This window comes from Actinomyces polynesiensis (genome assembly GCF_000820725.1).
Taxonomy (GTDB): Bacteria; Actinomycetota; Actinomycetes; order Actinomycetales; family Actinomycetaceae; genus Pauljensenia; species Pauljensenia polynesiensis.
The window spans coordinates 1-19,774 of record NZ_CCXH01000090.1 but is presented as its reverse complement, the minus strand read 5'-3'; the positions used below and the strand labels follow the sequence as shown (position 1 = coordinate 19,774).

Below are 19,774 nucleotides of genomic sequence, written 5' to 3'. Positions count from 1 at the left end.
GTGAGTACGCCTCAGCAGACCACGGTGCCGGGGACGCGCACGCGCTCCCGGCACCGTGCGGAGGACGTCGCCGGGCTCGGCATGACACGTGCCGGACTCTTCGTCGTCCCCGCCCTCGTCATCATCGGGTTCTTCCTGCTCTTCCCCGCCATATGGACCATCTACCTGGGTCTGACGGACTTCCGTCTGACCGGTCTGGCGGCGGCCGACACGAGCTTCGTGTGGTTCGACAACTACATCGGAGCCCTGAAGGACCCCTCCTTCTGGAACTCGTTGCGCCTCACGGTGGTCTTCGTCCTCTTCTCGGGCGTCATCGGTCAGTCCGTGCTGGGGTTCATCCTCGCGTGGAGCACCAGGCGGATCGCCGGATGGGCGCGCACGCTCCTGGAGTCGATCGTGCTGGCGGCCTGGGTCATCCCGGGCAGCGTCCACGCCTTCCTGTGGATCGCGCTCCTGGACCGACGCGGGGGCACGCTCAACGAGATCCTCAACACCCCCAACAAGGCCTGGCTCATCGAGCACCCGATGCTCGTCATCATCGTGTTCAACATCTGGATCGGCACCGCGTTCTCGATGCAGCTCTTCTCCTCGGCCCTCTCCGCCGTGCCGCCCTCGCAACTCGAGAGCGCCCAGATGGCCGGGGCGTCCGGGTTCCAGCAGCTCCGTGACGTCGTCATCCCGACGATCAGGGGTCACATCCTCACCAACACACTGATGATCACGCTGTGGACCTTCAACACCTTCACGCCCTACCTGCTCACCGCGGGCGGGCCGAACGGGAAGACGTCGATCCTGTCGGTCTACATCTACCAGACGGCGATCCCGGGCGGTCAGCTCGGCCTGGGCGCAGCACTGTCGATGATCATGCTGCTGATCAACCTCGTCATCGCGCTGTTCTACATGCGGGTGGGAAGGAGCAGGTCATGAGCACACGGCCCGGGATCGAGACCCCCCGGAGGACGGGCCTGGCGAGGCAGTTCCGGAAGGTGCTGGGAAGGATCCTCTTCGTCGCGGGCCTCACCCTCATCGGGGTGTTCTTCGCACTGCCCCTCGTCTGGCTCTTCGTGGCGCCCTTCGACGCGAACCCGACCATGGCGGTCAAGTGGCCGGACTGGACGTTCGGCAACTTCCAGAGGCTGGTGGACAATCCCTACGCGCTGCGCTCCATCGGCAACTCCCTGCTGATCGCCGCCGGGACGATGGCCGTCACGGTGGTGTTCGGCACCCTCGCCAGCTACGCGCTGTCCAGGGTGCGGATCCCCGGGAGGGACTCCCTGCTCTACGGGCTGCTCCTCCTCTCCTCGATCGTCACCGGCACCGCCGCGATGGTCCCCACCTTCCAGCTCATGAACGCGGTGGGGCTCATCAACACGCAGACCGGCGTGATGCTCGTCCTGTCGGGAGGGCTGCTCCCCACGGTCGTCTTCATCCTCAAGGACTTCATGGACTCCGTCCCGAAGTCCTACGAGGAGTCGGCGCGCCTCTACGGGGCCGGTCCGTTCCGGATCCTGCGCGATGTCGTCGTGCCGGTGGCCCGACCGGGGATCGCATTCGTCGCGATCTGGACCATCGTGCAGGTGTGGGGCAACTTCCTGGTGCCCTACCTCCTCCTGCGCGATCCCGACCGGCAACCGGCGGCGGTGCTCATGTACACCTTCTACACGGAGTCGGGACAGGCAGACCTCCGTCTGATCTCCGCCTTCTCCCTCGTCTTCGCGCTGCCCGTCATCCTCATCTACTTCTTCGTCAACAGGAAGTTCGGCTTCCGCTTCTACGGGGGGATCAAGTCATGACCGCTACCATCACCGCCACATCCCTGGTGAAGCAGTACCCGAACGGGGTACGGGGCGTCGACGGGGTGGACCTGCGGATCGACGACGGGGAGTTCTTCGCCCTGCTGGGCCCCTCCGGGTGCGGCAAGACGACCCTGCTGCGCTCGATCGCCGGGCTCGAGTCGATCACCGAGGGACAGCTCCTCATCGGGGACGAGGACATGACGGACCGCGAACCCGGCGACCGCGGGGTCGCGATGGTGTTCCAGGACTACGCGCTCTTCCCGCACATGGACGTCAGCGACAACATCGCCTATCCCCTGCGGGTGCGCAAGGTCCCCAAGGAGGACCGTCGCGCCGTCGCCACCGACACGGCCGCGAAGCTCTCGCTGGGCGCGCTGCTGGAGCGCCGCCCCGGTCAGCTCTCCGGTGGCCAGCAGCAACGGGTGGCCCTCGCCAGGGCGATCGCCACCAGACCGAGGGTCCTGCTCCTGGACGAACCCCTCTCCAACCTCGACGCTCGCCTGCGTCTCGAGGCACGGTCCTTCCTCAAGGAGCTCCAACAGGAGCTGGGCGTGACCTCGGTGTTCGTCACCCACGACCAGTCGGAGGCCCTGGCCCTGGCCGACAGGATCGCGGTCATGAAGGAGGGGCGGATCCAGCAGATCGGCACCCCGCGGGAGGTCTTCCACGATCCGATCAACACCTTCGTTGCCTCCTTCATCGGTTCACACCCGATGAACCTCGTCGATGCCCGCGTCTCGGGCGGCGCGGTGCGCACCGCCGACGGCACGGAGCTGCCCGTCCGTGCCGGGGTGCTGGAGGGGGTCGAGGACGGCCTCGAGGTCGTGTGGGGTGTGCGACCGGAGTACGTGGGGTGGTCCGCGCAGGCGGTGGACGGGGCCATCGGCTCGGAGGTCGCCACGGTGGAGAACCTCGGGGCCAGCGTCCTGCTGACCGCCCGTGTCGGTGGGGCGCGTCTGCAGGCCGTGGTCGCCGAGGACCCGCTCCCCGAGGTCGGTCAGCAGTGCTGGTTCACCATGCCCGTGTCGAAGACGCTCCTCTTCGACGCGGGGAACGGGACCAGGATCGGTGGTGGCGAGCGGTGAACGGTGCCTCCGAGCCCGGGTCGTCCGCTCCGGGCGCGGCGGCCCCCCCGGCGATGTGGCTCGTCCCCCACACCCACTGGGACCGGGAGTGGTACGAACCCCATGACGTCTTCCGGGCACGCCTGGTGGTCATGGTGGATGCGCTCCTGGACCTCCTGGAGTCCGAACCCGACTACCGGTTCACCCTGGACGGACAGAGCGCGGCCTTCGAGGACTACCTGGAGATCCGCCCCGAGGCGGCCGGTCGGCTGCGTTCGGCGGTGGAACGCGGCCAGTTGGCGGTGGGTCCCTTCCTGATCCTCCTCGACGAGTTCTGCTGCGACGGGGAGACCATCGTGCGCAACCTCGAGCTCGGGATCGAGGCCGCCCGGCGGGTGGGCACCGAGATGCGCGTGGGATACCTGCCGGACATGTTCGGGCACGCAGCACAGATGCCGCAGATCCTGCGCGGGTTCGGGATCGCGGACGCCGCGCTGTGGCGGGGTGTCCCCGACTCCGTGCGCGAGCACGCCTTCGAGTGGGAGGCACTCGACGGGGAACGCGTCAGGGTCGAGTACCTGTGGGACGGCTACGGGAGCGCGCTGAAGCTCTTCGACCCCCTGGACAGGGCACCGGAACTCATCGGCGAGTACCTGCGCACCAATGCCGCCTGGTTCCGGGGGGAGCCCGCCGCGGGCATGTTCGGCACCGACCACATGCTGCCTCGGCAGGACCTCGTCGAGGTGGTCGAGGGCGTCCACGAGGTCTCGCCCGGGCTCGCCCTGCGCATCGCGACGGTCGGGGAGGTCATCGACTCCAGGGACCACACCCCGGAGGCCCTCGGGGCACTGCCCCTCGTGCGCGGTGAGCTGCGCTCCCACGCCCGCGGCAACATCCTCCCCGGGGTCTTCTCCGTCCGGACGAACATCAAGGCCGCGATGGCTGCCGCGGAACGGGCCCTCACCACGGCGGAACGACTCGACGCGTGGGCGGGGGGCCCGTCACGGTCGGCCCTCTTCCGCAGGGGGTGGAGGATGGTCGTCGAGTCCACCGCCCACGACTCCGTCACGGGGTGCGGTGTGGACGAGACCGCCGAGGAGGTCGAGTCCAGGCTCCATGTGGCGACCCACACCGCCCGGGGTGCCATCGACACCTGTCTCCCCCGGCTCGCCGCGTGTGCACCCCGTGGCTCCGTCGCCGTCTTCAACCAGTCCGGCTGGGGGCGCACCGTCCTGACCGAGGTCGTCGTCGAGCGGACCGTGGACGACCTGCCCGCGGACACGCAACTCCTGGAGGAACTCGACACCGTCATCGGTGACGAGTCGATGACCTCGCGGGACCTCCCCAGGCTGCTGCGGCGCATCCACGGCCAGGAGCTGTTCGGGGGACAGATCAGGGGGTGGAGCTGGGAGGGTCGCGAGCTCGTCTTCGAGGTCGCGGAGTCCGCCGCCGGGGACTTCGACCTCGCGGAGTTCTCCGACGAGCTCTCCCGGCGAGTGGCGGGGACGACCGAGGACCACCTGTGGCACGTCCTCACGGTCACCCCGCCCCGGAGCCGGGTGCTGGTGGGCGCCGACGTGCCCGGGAACTCCGTGGTGCCCCTGGTCCCCGGCCATTCCAGGCCGGGGGGAGCACCGGTCGAGGTCGACGGGGCGTCCGCCTCGATTGGCAACTCCCTCGTCACGGTCCGTGTCCGGCCGACAGGTCTCGTTGAGGTGGAGGACCCGGTCAGCGGCAGGCGCATCACCGATGCCCTGGGCCTCGTCGACGAGGGGGACCGGGGGGACTCCTACAACTTCGGTCCCCTGGGGGGCGGAACCGTCCGGGAACCGGTGTCCGTCGACGTCGACATCGTGGAGTCCGGCCCGCTGCGGGGACGGATCCGCGTCCGCAGGCGCTACCGGCTGCCCCGTGGGCTGGACCCGTCCGATCGCTCACGGCGTTCCTCCGAGACGGTGGAACAGGAGGTGGACACGCACCTCGAGCTCCGCGTCGGCGAACCGTTCCTGCGCGTGGAGGTGGAGCTCGTCAACACCGTGCGCGACCACCGGCTGCGGGTGCTCGTGCCGACAGGAGTGGCGGCGGTGGCCGAGTCCTCCTCGGCAGGACAGTTCGGGGTGACCACCCGTGGACGCGGTGCCGAGGGCGGGTGGGGGGAGTTCCCCCTCCCCACCTTCCCCGCCACACGATTCGTCCGGGCCGGGTCGGCCGGCGTCCTCCTCGACAAGCTCACGGAGTACGAGCTCGTCGACCGCCCCGGTGGGGGCACGACCGACATCGCGCTGACGGTGCTGAGGGCCGTGGGGCTCATGAGCGTCAACGTCCATCCCCTGCGCGACGAGCCGGCGGGGTCCGAGCTGGCCGTCCCGGGGGCCCAGTACGTGGGGGTCCACGTGCGCGCCTCCTTCGCCCTCGACCTCTCCGCCGGTGACGGGTCGGGACCCGGTGTCGTGGAGCACTCCGACGTCTTCCGGTTCGACCCCGTCACGGTCGCGGGCAGTGCGGCGTCCGCTGGGGCAGCGGGTCCCGGGCAGTCCTCCGGTCCACTGGTCACGGAGGGCCGCGTCGCCCTGGAGTCCCTTCGACGGGTGGGGGAGACAGGTCTGGAGGCCCGTCTCGTGAACTACGGTCGCGAGCCGGAACCGATGCGCGTCAGGGCAGTGGGGTCGTGGTCGCCCACGGACATGGAGGGACTGGGTGCCACCGGCCCGGTCGATCTCTGGGACCACCCCGTGCCCGCCGGGGCGGTCGTGACGCTCCGCTCCGGGGACGCGCTGGTGGCACCTGACATCACACGGGCAGGACCAGAGGAGGAATCATGACGCAGACCGTCACCGAGATGCACGTCGACCTGTCCACCCAGGCGACGGACCGCTATCCGCGCGTTCCCTTCGACCTCCGTGAGGGGGACACCTCCTTCGAGGTGTTCCTCGAGGTCGACGACGTCGAGGGCGCGTGCATCGACCTGGGGTGCGAGGGCCCCGACGGCTGGAGGGGCTGGTCGGGAGGCGCGCGTCGCTCCTTCGTGGTGTCGCAGGAGGACGCGACCCCCGGTTACCTCCCCGGGGGTGTCCACGCGGGGCGGTGGTGGGTGGTCCTCGGCGTGCACACCGTCCCGGCCGCGGGGGTCGACCTGAAGGTGCGCGTGGTCAGCCCTGCGGTCGACCGACCCGACCACGGCCCGGTCGAGGACCCGGTTCCCAGGGAGCGCCGCGGGAGCGACCGGGACCTGCCCGCACCTGCGGGCATGCGGTGGTACGCGGGCGACACGCACAGCCACTCGCTCCACTCCGACGGGGCGCTGAGCCTCTGGGAGCTCGCCAACGAGGGTGTGCGTTCGGGACTCGACTTCCTGTGCGTGACGGACCACAACACCACCAGTCACCACGCACACCTCGCCGCCGTGGGGGAGCGCCAGGGAATCACACTCGTCGCCGGCCAGGAGGTCACGACGCACATGGGCCACGCCAACGCCTTCGGACGCATCGGGTTCATCGACTTCCGCAGACCGGCGCGCGAGTGGGTGGAGGACGTGGCCGGTCGGGGTGGGATCCTCTCCGTCAACCACCCGGTCTCCGGTGACTGCTCCTGGATCCACGAGTTGGACCGTGTGCCCCGGGGCGTGGAGCTGTGCCACAGCACGTGGTACCAGGAGCCGCACGGCCGTTCCGTGATCGCCTGGATGCTGCGGTGGGAGAGGGACGTCGTGGTGCTGGGGGGAGGCGACTTCCACAACCGCTCGACGCCCGTGCGTCCGGGCCTGCCGACCACGTGGGTGGCAGCCGAGGAGTGCTCGGAGGAAGCCATCCTCGAGGGGATGCGGGAGGGACGCACGACGGTCACCACCAGCGGCATCCTCGAGGGCGGGGTGGGGCGGCCCGTCCATGCGGGGGTCCCGGTCCTCATCCGGGAGGGGGCCCGGTTGCGCCCCATCGACGCGGAGGGGACGGTACTGGTCTCGCTCGACGGCCGCCGCCGGATGGTGCGCTCCCGTGACGAGCTCGTGACCGCACCCGAGGAGGACGGGCCCTACAGGCTCGAGGACGCGAGCAGGACGGTCCTGGCCGTGTGCTCGTGACCCCCACCGGGGGCGGGCGCCGCCTCCGCCACCTCCGCCACCTCGCGCCGAGGGCGCGACCCCGGACTAGGGTTGTGATCCCCGGCACATGTCCGGGGCCCTGTCCCTCCGTCGCACCGGGAGTCCGCCATGGTCCAGGAGATCGTCCCCCACCTCTGGTTCGACCACCGGGCCGGTGAGGCCGTGGACACCTACGTCCGGGCCTTCGCCCAGCTGGGGGAGTCGCGCGTCGACTCGTCCGTCGTCCTGCCCGGCACTCCCTCCGGGGACGCGCTGAGCCTCGCGTTCACCCTGGCCGGCCACCGGTTCATGGCCATCGACGGCGGTCCGTACTTCCACCCGAATCCCTCGATCTCCTTCTTCGTCAACTTCGACCCCTCGCGAGACCCGCAGGCGCGCGAGCACCTCGACGAACTCTGGGAGGTCCTCTCCGAGGGCGGTGAGGCGCTCATGGAGCTGGGGGAGTACCCGTTCTCCTCCCACTACGGGTGGGTCCAGGACCGTTTCGGGGTCTCCTGGCAGCTCATCCTCACCGACCCGGACGGCGACCCACGACCGGTCATCGTCCCCTCCCTGCTGTTCACGCGGGAACGGGCCGGCCAGGCGATCGAGGCCCGTGACTTCTGGATGTCGGTCTTCGAGGACTCCCACGAGGGCCTGACTGCGCCCTACCCCGCCGGAATGGAGCCTGACGCCGAGGGCACCCTGATGTTCGGCGACTTCACCCTGGCCGGGCAGTGGTTCGCCGCGGCCGACAGCGCCCTCGACCACTCGTTCTCCTTCGACGAGGGCGTCTCCCTGCTGGTCGAGTGCGAGGACCAGGCCGAGATCGACAGACTGTGGGAGGCACTCTCCGCGGTCCCCGAAGCCGAGCAGTGCGGATGGTTGAAGGATCGCTTCGGGGTGTCCTGGCAAATCGCGCCAGCGGAGATGGCGGTGATGACGGCGACGGGGACTCCCGAACAGCTCGCTCGCCTCACAGAGGCATTCCTGCCGATGCACAAGTTCGACCTGGCCGCGCTGCGCGCCGCCTGGGAGGGTGAGGGGGACTGAGCGGGTCGTTCTCACCCCGCGGGGCGTTCACCTGAGCCACGTACCACCAGGCTGACGGGGAGGACGACCGTCTCGGCCTCCCGCTCCCGCGCACCCAGGCGGTCGATGGCGAGCCGTGCGGCGCGCCGACCCATCTCCACGGGGTCGTGGGCGATGACGGTCAGTCCGACCACTTCGGCCCACTCGACGTCGTCGAACCCGACCAGGGCGGGTCCACCGCACCGCGGGTGGCGCGAGGAGAGCTCCTGGAGGAGACCGAGGGCGGAACGGTTGTTGCCCGCCACCAGTGCCGTGGGCGGGTGCGGGCCGTCGAGGAGCTCGGCCGCCACCTTCCGCGCGGAGGTGGCGTCGTGGGCGTCGGAGCACACGAGGGACCTCCACTGCTCCACCCCGGAGCGCTCCATCGCGGCGCCGAAGCCCCGGATCCTGTCCCGTTGGGTGGGCAACCACTCGAAGTCCCCGACATAGGCGATCCTGCGGTGCCCCGCGCCCAGGAGGTGCTCCGCTGCGAGTCTCCCACCGGTGACGTTGTCCAGGACGACGGAGTCGGCGTCGAGCCCACGTGCGCGGCGGTCGACGAACACGACGGGCGTTCCCCCCTGCCGGATGCTCTGGTAGCAGGCGTGGTCCTCCATCGCCGAGACGACGATGATCGCCTGGCAGCGTTGGGAGGCGAGGCCTTGTGCGAGTGACCACTCGGCCTCCGGGGACTCCGCGGAACTCGCGATGCTCACGTGGAGGCCGTGGTCCCGGGCGCCGTCCTCGATCCCCTGGGCGAGTCCCGCGTAGAAGGGATTGGTGAGGTCTCCCGTGATGACGCCGATGTAGTCGACGGACCGTCCCGCCGCGAGGAGGCTGGCAGCGGAGTTGCGCTGGTAGCCGAGCTGCTGGGCATGGGCGAGGACGCGTCGTCGGGTCTCCTCGCGGACATGGGGCTCACCGGCGAGGACGCGCGAGGCCGTCTTGAGGCTCACCCCCGCGGCGGCCGCCACCTGGGCGAGTGTGGGGCGGCGGGGAGCGGGAGAACCGGGCCGATCGTCTTCTGCCATGGACACATTCTCGGGTATCGACCGGTTGGCACCACCGGGTTTGGGACAGGTGCTAATCTGTCGAGGTGCTGTGACAGCGATGTCAACACACATGTGGTCCCTCCTGCAGAGCCAGGGGTGCAGTCCTCCCACCGGTGGAAGGACGGCGCAGGACCGAATCCCTCAGGACAGTCATCCAGTGGAGACGAAGGAGACCCCATCCATGGCACACCAATCCCCGAGACGGCGAGGGGCCCGTGCGCGAACGCCGCGGCTCACGGCGCTGGCTCTCACAGGCATCCTCGGGCTGACACTTGCTCCGACGGCGGGTCTGGCGGCCCCGGCGGAGAACCCCCAACCGGGGTTCAGCTCCTCCTTCGAGGCGTCCGACCCCCGACCGACTCCCTCCACGCCCTACGGCGACGAACTCTCCAACATCACCGGTCAGGCATTCCGCGACGGGAGCCTCCTGCCCCTGGTGGCGCAGGTGACCGCCTCGAACGAGAACCCGCCCAGTGAGATCGCCGACTCCCTCAAGGACGCCCAGCCCTCCACCAAGTGGCTGACCCGCGAGTCCACCGGCTGGGTCGTCTACCGGCTCTCCGAGGCCGCCCCCATCACGAGCTACACCCTGACCTCCGCGAACGACGCGCCTGAGCGCGACCCGAAGGACTTCACCCTCGAGGGGTCGAACGACGGATCGAAGTGGGAGGTCCTGGACACCCGCAGCGCTCAGGTCTGGAAGACCGACAAGGACAACCGTCTGGTCACCAAGGAGTACTCCCTCGCCTCGAGGACGGCCGCGTACTCCCAGTACCGGCTGAGGATCACCGCCAACAACGGGGCGAGCCTGCTCCAGGTGGCGGACTGGGAGCTCCTCGACTCGCAGAGACCCACCACGTCCTCGCCGATGAGCACCGTCATCGACAAGGGCCCGACCGCCTCCGAGACGGCGAAGACGGGGGTCGGGTTCACCGGACTGGCCGCCCTGCACTACCAGGGTCGCCAGATCACGGCCGGCGAGGCGAAGGCCACCAACCAGCTGTTCTCGACGGACGTCAAGGTGACCCAGGGGATGCAGCTGTCCTACAAGGTGTTCCCGGTCCTGGACTCCGACGTCACCTACTCCGCCACCCATGTCGCCATTGACCTGGTCATGGACGACGGCCAGAGGCTCTCCACCTCCGACGCGACGGACGCCTACGGGTTCGCGGCCAACGCGGCGGCCCAGGGGGAGGCCGACATCCTGTGGCCCGACCAGTGGAACTCGGTGACGGTCGACCTGAGCGCCTTCGCGGGGCGGACCGTCAAGGAGATCCTCCTCCAGTACTCCAACCCCGATGCTGCGGCGGGGACCGCCTTCACCGGATGGGTGGACGACGTCACCCTGGACCAGGCGCCCGAACGTGACACCTCGGACGGACTCGTCAGCTACGTGGACACCCGTCGGGGCACGAACTCGACGGGCGGGTACTCCCGGGGCAACAACCTCCCGGCGACGGCCTGGCCGAACGGGTTCAACTTCATCACGCCCATGACGAATGCCGACAACTACGGCACCGTCTACCACTACCAGCGCACGAACAACTCCGAGAACAAGCCGGGACTCAACGGCATCGGCTTCTCCCACCAGCCGAGCATCTGGATGGGCGACCGCAACCAGCTCGCGGTGATGCCCGCGGCCGGAGACCAGCCGACCTCGAACCTCAATGACCGGCGACTGACCTTCAGCCACGACAACGAGGTCGCACGTCCGGACATCTACTCCGTGGACTTCGACAACGGAATCAGGACCGAGGTGACGCCCACGGACCACGGTGCGGTGTACCGCTTCACCTTCACAGGGGACAAGGGCTCGGTCCTGGTGGACCAGTTGGTCGACAGCTCCAAGCTCTCCGTCTCCGCGGACGGGACCGTCAGCGGATGGGTCGACGGTGGGTCCGGGTGGCCCGGGCGCACGCGCATGTTCATCCACGGCGTCTTCGACACGACCCCGACGGCGGCCGGGAACACCCCCAAGGGGGACCGCTCCACCGCCCGCTACGCGGCGTTCGACACCTCCTCCGACAAGACGGTGGAACTGCGCATCGCCTCCTCCTTCATCTCGGCAGACCAGGCGAAGAAGAACTACGACCTCGAGCTGAACGGCCTCTCCTTCGAGAAGGCCCATGACGCCGCCACGGCCGCCTGGAACGACCGCCTCGGTGTCATCACCGACGTGCAGGGTGCCTCTGACTCCCAACTCGTCACGCTGTACTCGAGCCTCTACCGGCTCAACCTCTACCCGAACTCGCAGTTCGAGAACGTCGGCACCGCTGCGTCGCCCTCGTACGAGTACGCGAGCCCGGTGGCCGCCACGAGCGGCAGCGCGACCGACACCACGACGAACGCCCAGGTCAAGTCCGGAAAGATCTACGTCAACAACGGGTTCTGGGACACCTACCGCACGGCCTGGCCCGCCATCTCCATGCTGTACCCGGACCTCAGCGAGGAACTCGTCGACGGGTTCGTCCAGCAGTACCGTGACTCGGGGTGGATCGCCCGCTGGTCCTCCCCCGGCTACGCCGACCTGATGACGGGCACGAGCTCCGACGTCGCATTCGCCGAGGCATACGCGGACGGCACACTGAGCAACAAGACCGCCCTGGAGGCCTACGACGCGGCCGTGAAGAACGCCACCGCGCTCCCGGCCTCCAATGCCGTGGGCCGCAAGGGCCTGGACACGTCGATCTTCCTCGGGTTCACCCCTGAGACGACCCACCAGAGCGCCTCGTGGGGCCTCGAGGGCTTCATCAACGACTTCGGCATCGCGGAGATGGCCAAGAAGCTCGCCGCCGATCCCGAGACCCCCGCGGACCGCGTCGACCAGTTGAAGGACGAGGCCGAGTACTTCGAGGCCCGGTCGAAGCACTACGTCGAGATGTACAACCCCGAGGCGGGGGTGTTCACCGCGCGCAATGCGGACGGCACCTGGCCCGACGGGGCGGACTTCGACAAGAAGGCCTGGGGAGGTGCGTTCACCGAGGCCAGTGGGTGGACCTTCGCCTTCCACGCACCCTTCGACGTCGACGGTCTCGCGGCGCTGTACGGAGGCCGCCAGGGGCTGGTGGACGAACTCCACCAGTTCCTGACCACCCAGGAGCGTGCCGCCTACTCCGGCATCCACGAGGCGCGCGAGGCGCGCGACGTGCGTCTGGGCATGCTCGGCATGTCCAACCAGGTCGCCCACCACATCCCCTACGTCCTCGCAGAGGCGGGTGACCCCTCCGGCGCCCAGGAACTGATCCGCAACATCACCCAGCGTCTGTTCGCCGGTTCCGACATCGGTCAGGGCTACCCGGGCGATGAGGACAACGGTGAGATGTCGGCGTGGTTCATCTACTCCGCGCTGGGCTTCTACCCCCTGGAGGTCGGCTCCGGGAACTACACCATCGGTTCCCCGCTGTTCGACTCCGCCAAGGTCCACATGGGTGGCAAGACACTCACGATCACGGCCCCGGGAGCCTCCGAGGGAAAGGTCTACGTCGCCGGCGTCAGGGCGAACGGCAAGGAGATCACGGACACGACCTTCGACGGTGCCCTCGTCCGCAGCGGCGGAACGCTGGAGTTCACCATGAGTGACACCCCCAGCACCTGGGGTGCCAAGGACATGACGGAGGAGCTCGAGGTGCCCCAGACCCTCGTCGACGCGACCAAGTCCGGTTACGGGACCTTCGTCGCCGAGGACGGCACCGGCGTGTCCAAGCTGGTCGACGACAACATGACGAGCTCGGTCGTCTTCGGTTCGGACTCCGCCTCGCTCACCTGGAAGTCGGCCTCGGGACCCGTGGCCGTGCACCAGTACACGCTCACCTCCACGAAGGATTCAGGGGCCACGGCTCCGTCGTCGTGGACCCTGCAGGGATCCCTGGACGGGGAGAACTGGACGACACTGGACGAACGCGAGGGGCAGACCTTCCCCTTCGGCACCCAGACGCGTCCCTTCTCCGTCGGGGGTGACCCCGCTGCCTACACGAGCTTCCGCCTCGTGGTGCACTCCGCCGCGGGCACCCGGGTGGGTCTGGCCGAGGTGGAGCTGTTCGCACATGCGGCGGACGCCTCCGGTCTCTCCGTGACCTCCTCGGGTCAGCAGGAGGTCGCGGTCGGGCAGGAGTTCTCAGGGACGCTCGCGACTGTCGTCGGTGCCGGGACCTCGGCCTCGGACTACACCGTCCTCGTCTCCCACGGGGACGGTACCGAACCGACGGCGGGCAGGCTCACCGCCAACGGCCTGGGCGGGTGGGCGGTCAGCGCGCCGCACACCTTCGCCAAGGCCGGGACGTACACGGTGACCGTCAGTGTCACGGACGGCTCCGGCGGGGCGGCCTCGGCCACCACCGACGTGGTCGTGTCGCGGGACTCGACGCTGCAGGGGTCCTTCAACAACACCTGCATCGCCGACGCATCTCATGGTGCGAGCTGCGACGGACAGGGATCCGGCTACAAGCGCGATGACCTGGCGACGTCCGGGTTCAGGCAGGGGGAGACCCTTCCCGTCACGGGGACGGACCTGACCTTCGACCTGCCGGCGGTGGAGCCCGGCCAGCCCGACAACGTCACCGGGGAGGGACAGACCATCGCCCTGGACCTCGGGACGGGCGCGACGAAGATCTCGGTGATCGGCACGGCCACGGAGTCGGGCAAGGACCTCACGGGCACCCTGACCTTCTCCGACGGCACCACCCAGACGATCCCGTTGCGGTTCGGTGACTGGGTGGGCGCGGCGAAGAACCCGGTCCACGGGAACGTGGTCGTGGGCGTCTCGAACGGTCGCCTGATCGGGACCACCCCGGAGTCGAGCATCAAGGTGTCCGCCGTGTTCGCGACCACGCCCGTGGCCCTGGACAAGGACGAGTCCGGCGCCCCCAAGACGGTGGTCAGCCTGACCCTGCCCCAGGAGGAGGGCTCCCTGGTCGCCAAGGGTCGGATCCACGTGTTCGCCATCGCCTCGGACGGCGACCGCACCCAGGACCACTCCTTGGTCGTGACCCCCGCCGATGACGTGACGACCACGGTCGGCACCGAGTTCAGTGGCACGCTGGCGTCCGTCGAGGGTGGGCGCACCGGCGCCGATCTCACGGCGACCGTCAACTGGGGCGATGGGACCGCCGTCGCCGACTCCGACGTCGACGACAACACCGTCGCGGGTTCGCACACCTACGCGAAGGCCGGCACCTACAAGGTGACGGTCACGGTCGATGACGGAGTCACGTCGGCATCGGCACAGGTGGGCGTGACGGTGGACGAGCAGGACGTCGTCTACGCGCCGACGCTGTCCGTGAGCGGCGACGCCGTGCTGCCGGGAGCGGGGGTGCAGGTCGTGGGCGAGGGCTTCGCCCCCGGCGAGTCGGTGACGGTGACCTTCGGGGGCGACACCACCTCGGTGGAGGCGGACGTGGCCGGTGGCTTCACCACTGAGGTCACCGTGCCGGAGGACGCCACACCGGGCGTCCACGCGATCAGCGCGGTGGGTGAGGTCTCCCAGGTCGAGGCCACTGCGTCGGTCACCGTCGGTGCCCCCGTCCCGGGACCCGCCGCCACCACCCTGGACCTGAAGGCCCCCGACGGGCAGATCCTCGTCGACCAGTCCTTCGGGCTCACGGCCACCGTCTCCCCCGCGGAGGCGGCCGGAACGGTGCGCTTCCTCGAGGGTGACGTGCAGATCGGTGAGGCGACGGTCTCCGGCGGCGTCGCCGTCGCGGACGTCAGGCTCGCGACCTCGGGTGACCACGAGATCCACGCGGTGTTCGTGCCGGACGCCCCGGACTCCTTCTCCGGGTCGACCTCGGACTCCGTGACCATCACGGTCGGGAGCGCCCCGGTCGGTGAGGCAGGACTGGTCCTGTCCCACTCCAGCCGCGCTCCGGGCGAGGTCCTGGGAATCACGGGTCGCGGGTTCACCGCAGGTGAGAAGGTCGTGCTCACGCTCGAGTCCGACCCGATCACCCTCACCACGGTCACCACGGACGACAACGGTGGCTTCAGCGTCACCGTCACCGTCCCGGCCACCGCGACGGCGGGCGACCACACGGTCGTCGGTGTCGGGCAGGACTCGGGCCTCAGGGCCAGTGCACCCCTGTCCGTCACCGAGCAGGGCGCACCCTCCGAGCCGGGGAACGGTTCCGAGCCGGGCAACCCGGGCCACGGTGGCGGCCTCGCGATCACGGGTGCGTGGGGTCTCGGCCTCGTCTCCCTCGCGGCTGCCGTCCTGCTGGCCGCGGGTGTCGGGATGAAGGTCACCCGTCGACGTCGCGCGGGCGTCGAGGGTGCCGCGCACGGGGAGGAGTGAGCCGGACCTGATCGGGTGGCCGGTGCGGGGCGGGCGCGACGTGCGCCTGTCCCGCACCGGCCATTTCCGTGTGGGGCGCGGTACCGGGGGGACCGTCCGCCCGCGGGCACCTGCATCCTGTGGCCGGGTCCTCGGTGGGAGCCCGTCACGGGGGCCACCGGGTGGCGGTGGCGGGGCGGGCGACGAGGGCGGCCCGGCGCCGCGGATGTCAGCGGGAGGCCCCGGGCGACCCCGTGCCGGTCCCGACCTCGACCCCGGCGGCCAACCGGTAGGGCCGGGTGTCCAGCAGTCCGGGGATCGCCGTGCGGATCCTGTGGATCTCGGACCGGACCGTGACCTCCGAACCGCCCTCGCCGTAGACCTCCCGGGCCAGTTCCAGGGCGCCGAGTCCCTCGGGGTGGCGGGCCAGGCAGGCGACGATGGCCGACCGGCGCCCGACCAGCACGTGGTTCCAGGTGTGTCCGGCCACGACCACCCCGACCTCGCAACGTGCGCCCTCGAGGCGGACGCGGATCCCCTCGGCGCCGTCGTCGGTCCCCGGTCGGGTCACCAGGAGCCACCCGCCGCGCACTTCGCGTGCCTCCACGGCACCGAGCCCCTCCACGACGGCGGTCCCGACGGGGTGGGCGGGCAGGGCCAGACGGTCGGGCAGTGCCACACCACCGGAGTCGGCCACCCACCCCCAGGGATCGACCAGCGCCCAGGTTCCGCCGCCGGGTGCTGCGGTCACGGAGTCGCGCAGGCGTGAGAGGCTGCGTCGGTGGGCGTCCCGCATCACGAGTTCGGCCTGCGCGGCCAGGGACGTCGCCAGGGCCACCACGCTGGGGTGGACGGCCCGGGCGGGGAAGGACAGGTCGATGGCTCCCAGGACCTGTCCGGTGCGGGGGTCACGCACCGGCGCCGCCGCGCAACTCCAGGTGTGCTGGGAGAGACAGAAGTGTTCAGCGGCATGGACGTGGACCGGCGCCCCGGTCACCAGCGTGGTCCCGATCGCGTTGGTGCCCACCGAGGCCTCCGACCACTCACAGCCAGCCCGGAAGCCGAGCTCGTCGGCACCCCGGGTGATCCCGCGAGATCCCGCCCGGGTCAGGACCCTCGCGTCCCGGTCGGCCAGCACCAGCAGCAGGTCACCGTCGCTGAGCAGGGGATCCAGTTGTGCGGAGAGGACCTTCGACACGGCCAGCAGGGCGACCCCTCCGTGCTGGGCGGGGTCGGACTCCCGGGCCCGGGTCATGTCCCCGCCGTCGACGGGCACGCCCCCACGGACGGGGTTGAGCCCGCTGCGGCGCACGCGTGTCCAGGAGTCCCGGATGACGCGTCTGGGCTGGGCCGGGGGGCGTCGACCCTCCAGGAAGGCGGCGTGGACCTGGCTGAGCAGACGCATCTGGCGCTCAGGGCTGAGCCCGTGGCCCATCGCCATCTCGTAGCCGCGCACCCTGCCTCCCCTGAGCACCATTGCCTCCGGTCGGATCATTCCAGTCTAGTGCGGGGCGCTCCCCCTGGGGAGGGCAACGTTGCACCACGTGGCATGTGCTCCGGATCCGCATGATCCCGCGGTTGCGGAGAAGCAGGAGGGGCGATGGCGACGCTGCCCGGGACCTTCGTGCCTACCGTGGGGTCAGGTCCGGCCAACGGGGGTCGGATGCCGGCACGACGTCGGCAACACGAGTCGATGAGGATGCGTGTGAGATGAGTACGACGACCAAGCGTCGGTCGACCCGCAAGTCGGGTGCGGCCGCGTTCCCCGTGGAGGAGCTCAAGGACGCCTATCGCCGCATGAGCGAGATCCGCGCCTTCGAGGACCGACTCCACCTCGAGAACATGACCGGGGACATCCCCGGCTTCATCCACCTCTACGCAGGGGAGGAGGCGATCGCCGTGGGCGTCTGCGACAACCTCAGGCCCACCGACATCATCGCCTCCACCCACCGGGGCCACGGGCACTGCCTGGCCAAGGGCTGCGGGATCCGCCCCATGATGTGCGAGATCTTCGGCAGGGACGAGGGCCTGTGCCGCGGCAAGGGCGGCTCCATGCACATCGCGGACCTGTCGGTGGGCATGCTGGGCGCCAACGGCATCGTCGGCGGCGGCCCGCCCCTGATCATCGGTGCGGGCCTGTCCGCGAAGGTGCTGGGCAACGGTGGGGTGGGCGTCTCCTTCACCGGGGACGGCGGATCCAACCAGGGCCTCACCTTCGAAGCGCTCAACATGGCGGTGGTGCTCCAGCTGCCCGTCGTCTTCGTCTTCGAGAACAACGGCATGGGTGAGGCCACGGGCGCCGCCTTCGCGGTGGGCTCCGGGGACGTCGCCGGGCGTGCGGCGGGCTTCGGCCTGCCGGCCACGGTCGTGGACGGCACCGACTACTTCGCGGTCCGCGAGGCCGCGGCGGAGGCCGTCCAGCGTGCGCGCGAGGGCGGGGGCCCCTCCGTCATCGAGGCGAGTGCCATCCGCTTCTACGGACACTTCGAGGGCGACGCGGGCCTGTACCGCACGCCCGAGCAGCTCCAGACCTACAAGGACGAGCGCGACCCGCTGAAGATCTTCCGCGAGAACACCGAGGGTGTCATCGACCCCTCCGAGCTCGACGCGATCGACGAGGCCGCCACCACCGAGGTCGACGAGGCCGTGGCCTACGCCCGGGCCGCCGAATGGCCCGCCCCCAGCCAGGTGCTCACCGACGTCTACAAGACGTACTGAGCCCACACACGTGAAGGAGGATCGACGATGACGTCGAGGAGTTATCGCGAGGCCATCCGCATGGGGATGGCAGACGCAATGCGGGAGGACGACAAGGTCGTCCTCATGGGTGAGGACCTGCGCGGGGGGAGGGGAGGGACCAACCCCGACCCGACCGTGGAGGCCTTCGGTGGCGTCTTCGGCGTCACCCTGGGCCTGTGGACCGAGTTCGGTGACGACCGGGTGATCGACACGCCCATCACCGAGTCCGCGATCCTGGGCATGGCGGCCGGGGCGGCGGCCACCGGCCTGCGACCGGTGGCGGAGCTCATGTTCATGGACTTCTTCGGGGTCGCCTACGACATGGTCTACAACCAGGCCGCGAAGTTCCGCTACATGTTCGGCGGCAAGGCCACCACCCCCCTGGTGGTGCGCGGCATCATCGGGGCGGGTGTGGGCGCGGCCGCCCAGCACTCGAACTCGCCCTACCAGATCTTCACCTCGACCCCCGGGGTGAAGGTGGTGGCGCCCTCGAACCCCTACGACGCGCGCGGGCTGCTGCTGGAGTCCATCCGGGACGACGACCCGGTGATCTTCTGCGAGCACAAGGCGATCTACGACGTCAAGGGCGAGGTCCCCGACGAGCCCTACACGATCCCTCTCGGGGTCGCGAACTACACCCGCCAGGGCAGCGACGTGACGATCGTGGCCCTGTCGAACCTGGTCAACGCCGCCAACAGGGTGGCCGACAAGCTCGCGGCGGAGGGGATCTCCGTGGAGGTCGTCGACCCGCGCACCACGAGCCCCCTGGACGAGGAGGGGATCCTGGAGTCGGTGGCCTCCACCGGGCGTCTGGTCGTCGCCGACGAGTCCGCGGCGCGCTGCGGATTCGGCCACGACGTGGTCGCGCTCGCGGCCACCCAGGCCTTCGACTCCCTGAAGGCCCCGGTCCAGCTGGTCACGCCTCCCCACACGCCCGTCCCCTTCTCGCCGGTCCTGGAGAAGGAATGGGTCCCCTCCGACGCCCGCATCGGGGATGCGGTGCGCAAGGTCCTGGGGGCATGAGATGAGCGAGATCCACCCCATCGAGGTCCCCAAGTGGGGGATGACGATGGAGGAGGGCACCGTCGGCGAGTGGCAGGTCGCCGAGGGGGAGTCCTTCTCCAAGGGAGCACCCCTGTGCACCATCGAGTCCTCGAAGATCAGCAACGAGCTGGAGGCCCCCTTCGACGGGTTCCTCCGTCGCATCGTGGTCGGCATCGGGGACACCCTGCCGGTGGGTGCCCTCATCGCGGTGAGCGCCGACCCGTCGGTCCCCGACTCCGAGGTCGAGGCCTTCATCGCCGAGCACACCCAGCCGGGCCCCGCCCCCGCGGCACCGGGCGCGTCCGGGGAGACAACCGGCGAGCCAGCCGGGGCGGCACCGTCCCCGGTGGCGCAGTCCTCCCCCGCACCCGTCCCCGCGGGCACCTGTGCCACCGACGAGGGCGGCCCCGCGACCTGCGCCACCTCGGGCCCGGCACCGACCGACACGGGTGGCGTGGTGGTCCCGGAGTCCCTGCGCGGGAGCACGGACGACTCCGTGTTCGCCACACCCCACGCCCGCGCCTTCGCGGACGAGCACGGCATCGACCTGGGTGCCGTCACCGGCACGGGTCGGGCCGGGCGCATCAGCCTGGCCGACGTCGGCTCGGCGGTCACCACCGCCGGGGGGCGCATGCCCCACCGGGAGCCCGCGCGCCGCAGCGAGG

The 19,774-nt window shown here is 70.1% G+C and carries 12 protein-coding genes; 10 read left to right on the top strand and 2 right to left on the bottom strand.

Going from position 1 to position 19,774, the window contains the following annotated elements; genetic code table 11:
• The 6 genes from TA90_RS03550 to TA90_RS03525 all read left to right on the top strand — a co-directional run bounded on the left by TA90_RS03550 (nucleotide 1) and on the right by TA90_RS03525 (nucleotide 7,991).
• On the top strand, nucleotides 1–927 hold the full coding sequence (locus TA90_RS03550; RefSeq protein WP_197067831.1) for a carbohydrate ABC transporter permease: 927 nt from the start codon (nucleotides 1–3) through the stop codon (nucleotides 925–927).
• On the top strand, nucleotides 924–1,793 hold the full coding sequence (locus TA90_RS03545) for a carbohydrate ABC transporter permease (protein ID WP_078062442.1): 870 nt from the start codon (nucleotides 924–926) through the stop codon (nucleotides 1,791–1,793). Before TA90_RS03550 ends, TA90_RS03545 begins: the two co-directional genes overlap by 4 nt.
• Complete coding sequence (locus TA90_RS03540; RefSeq protein ID WP_043534643.1) at nucleotides 1,790–2,881, top strand: ABC transporter ATP-binding protein; 1,092 nt, start codon at nucleotides 1,790–1,792, stop codon at nucleotides 2,879–2,881. Before TA90_RS03545 ends, TA90_RS03540 begins: the two co-directional genes overlap by 4 nt.
• Before the next feature lie 53 nt (nucleotides 2,882–2,934).
• Entirely contained in the window at nucleotides 2,935–5,682 is a 2,748-nt protein-coding gene (locus TA90_RS03535) for a glycoside hydrolase family 38 N-terminal domain-containing protein (protein WP_147513351.1), read from the top strand.
• Nucleotides 5,679–6,938, top strand: coding sequence for a CehA/McbA family metallohydrolase (locus tag TA90_RS03530; RefSeq protein ID WP_052450459.1), 1,260 nt, complete (start codon nucleotides 5,679–5,681; stop codon nucleotides 6,936–6,938). Before TA90_RS03535 ends, TA90_RS03530 begins: the two co-directional genes overlap by 4 nt.
• Nucleotides 6,939–7,067: 129 nt before the next feature.
• The gene (locus TA90_RS03525; RefSeq protein ID WP_043534642.1) at nucleotides 7,068–7,991 is read left to right on the top strand and encodes a VOC family protein; all 924 of its coding nucleotides are present in this window, start codon (nucleotides 7,068–7,070) and stop codon (nucleotides 7,989–7,991) included.
• Between the two features lie 11 nt (nucleotides 7,992–8,002).
• Here TA90_RS03525 and TA90_RS14515 read toward each other — a convergent pair whose 3' ends face one another.
• Nucleotides 8,003–9,040 carry a LacI family DNA-binding transcriptional regulator gene (locus tag TA90_RS14515; protein WP_043534641.1) on the bottom strand — a complete coding sequence of 346 codons (1,038 nt, stop codon included), beginning with the start codon at nucleotides 9,038–9,040 and terminating at the stop codon, nucleotides 8,003–8,005.
• Nucleotides 9,041–9,242: 202 nt separating this feature from the next.
• Between TA90_RS14515 and TA90_RS13060 the strand changes: the two genes are divergently transcribed.
• Entirely contained in the window at nucleotides 9,243–15,347 is a 6,105-nt protein-coding gene (locus TA90_RS13060; protein WP_187120084.1) for a GH92 family glycosyl hydrolase, read from the top strand.
• Between the two features lie 208 nt (nucleotides 15,348–15,555).
• Here TA90_RS13060 and TA90_RS03510 read toward each other — a convergent pair whose 3' ends face one another.
• Nucleotides 15,556–16,821, bottom strand: a complete 1,266-nt coding sequence (locus TA90_RS03510) for a GAF domain-containing protein (RefSeq protein ID WP_147513350.1) — start codon at nucleotides 16,819–16,821, stop codon at nucleotides 15,556–15,558.
• A 215-nt stretch (nucleotides 16,822–17,036) separates the two neighbouring features.
• Here TA90_RS03510 and TA90_RS03505 point away from each other — a divergent pair, with 215 nt between their 5' ends.
• The 3 genes from TA90_RS03505 to TA90_RS03495 form a co-directional block, all read left to right on the top strand.
• Complete coding sequence (locus TA90_RS03505; protein ID WP_052450456.1) at nucleotides 17,037–18,044, top strand: thiamine pyrophosphate-dependent dehydrogenase E1 component subunit alpha; 1,008 nt, start codon at nucleotides 17,037–17,039, stop codon at nucleotides 18,042–18,044.
• A gap of 27 nt (nucleotides 18,045–18,071) precedes the next feature.
• The gene (locus TA90_RS03500; RefSeq protein ID WP_043534639.1) at nucleotides 18,072–19,088 is read left to right on the top strand and encodes an alpha-ketoacid dehydrogenase subunit beta; all 1,017 of its coding nucleotides are present in this window, start codon (nucleotides 18,072–18,074) and stop codon (nucleotides 19,086–19,088) included.
• Between the two features lies 1 nt (nucleotide 19,089).
• Nucleotides 19,090–19,774 (top strand): biotin/lipoyl-containing protein (locus TA90_RS03495; protein WP_043534638.1); only part of this gene is annotated, 685 nt, incomplete at its 3' end.

Coding starts and splice junctions, on each gene's coding strand:
- TA90_RS13060 (WP_187120084.1), top strand. CDS start 9,243: ATGGCACACCAATCCCCGAGACGGCGAGGGGCCCGTGCGCGAACGCCG.
- TA90_RS03540 (WP_043534643.1), top strand. CDS start 1,790: ATGACCGCTACCATCACCGCCACATCCCTGGTGAAGCAGTACCCGAAC.
- TA90_RS03545 (WP_078062442.1), top strand. CDS start 924: ATGAGCACACGGCCCGGGATCGAGACCCCCCGGAGGACGGGCCTGGCG.
- TA90_RS03500 (WP_043534639.1), top strand. CDS start 18,072: ATGACGTCGAGGAGTTATCGCGAGGCCATCCGCATGGGGATGGCAGAC.
- TA90_RS03535 (WP_147513351.1), top strand. CDS start 2,935: ATGTGGCTCGTCCCCCACACCCACTGGGACCGGGAGTGGTACGAACCC.
- TA90_RS03505 (WP_052450456.1), top strand. CDS start 17,037: ATGAGTACGACGACCAAGCGTCGGTCGACCCGCAAGTCGGGTGCGGCC.
- TA90_RS03525 (WP_043534642.1), top strand. CDS start 7,068: ATGGTCCAGGAGATCGTCCCCCACCTCTGGTTCGACCACCGGGCCGGT.
- TA90_RS03530 (WP_052450459.1), top strand. CDS start 5,679: ATGACGCAGACCGTCACCGAGATGCACGTCGACCTGTCCACCCAGGCG.
- TA90_RS03510 (WP_147513350.1), bottom strand. CDS start 16,821: ATGATCCGACCGGAGGCAATGGTGCTCAGGGGAGGCAGGGTGCGCGGC.
- TA90_RS14515 (WP_043534641.1), bottom strand. CDS start 9,040: ATGGCAGAAGACGATCGGCCCGGTTCTCCCGCTCCCCGCCGCCCCACA.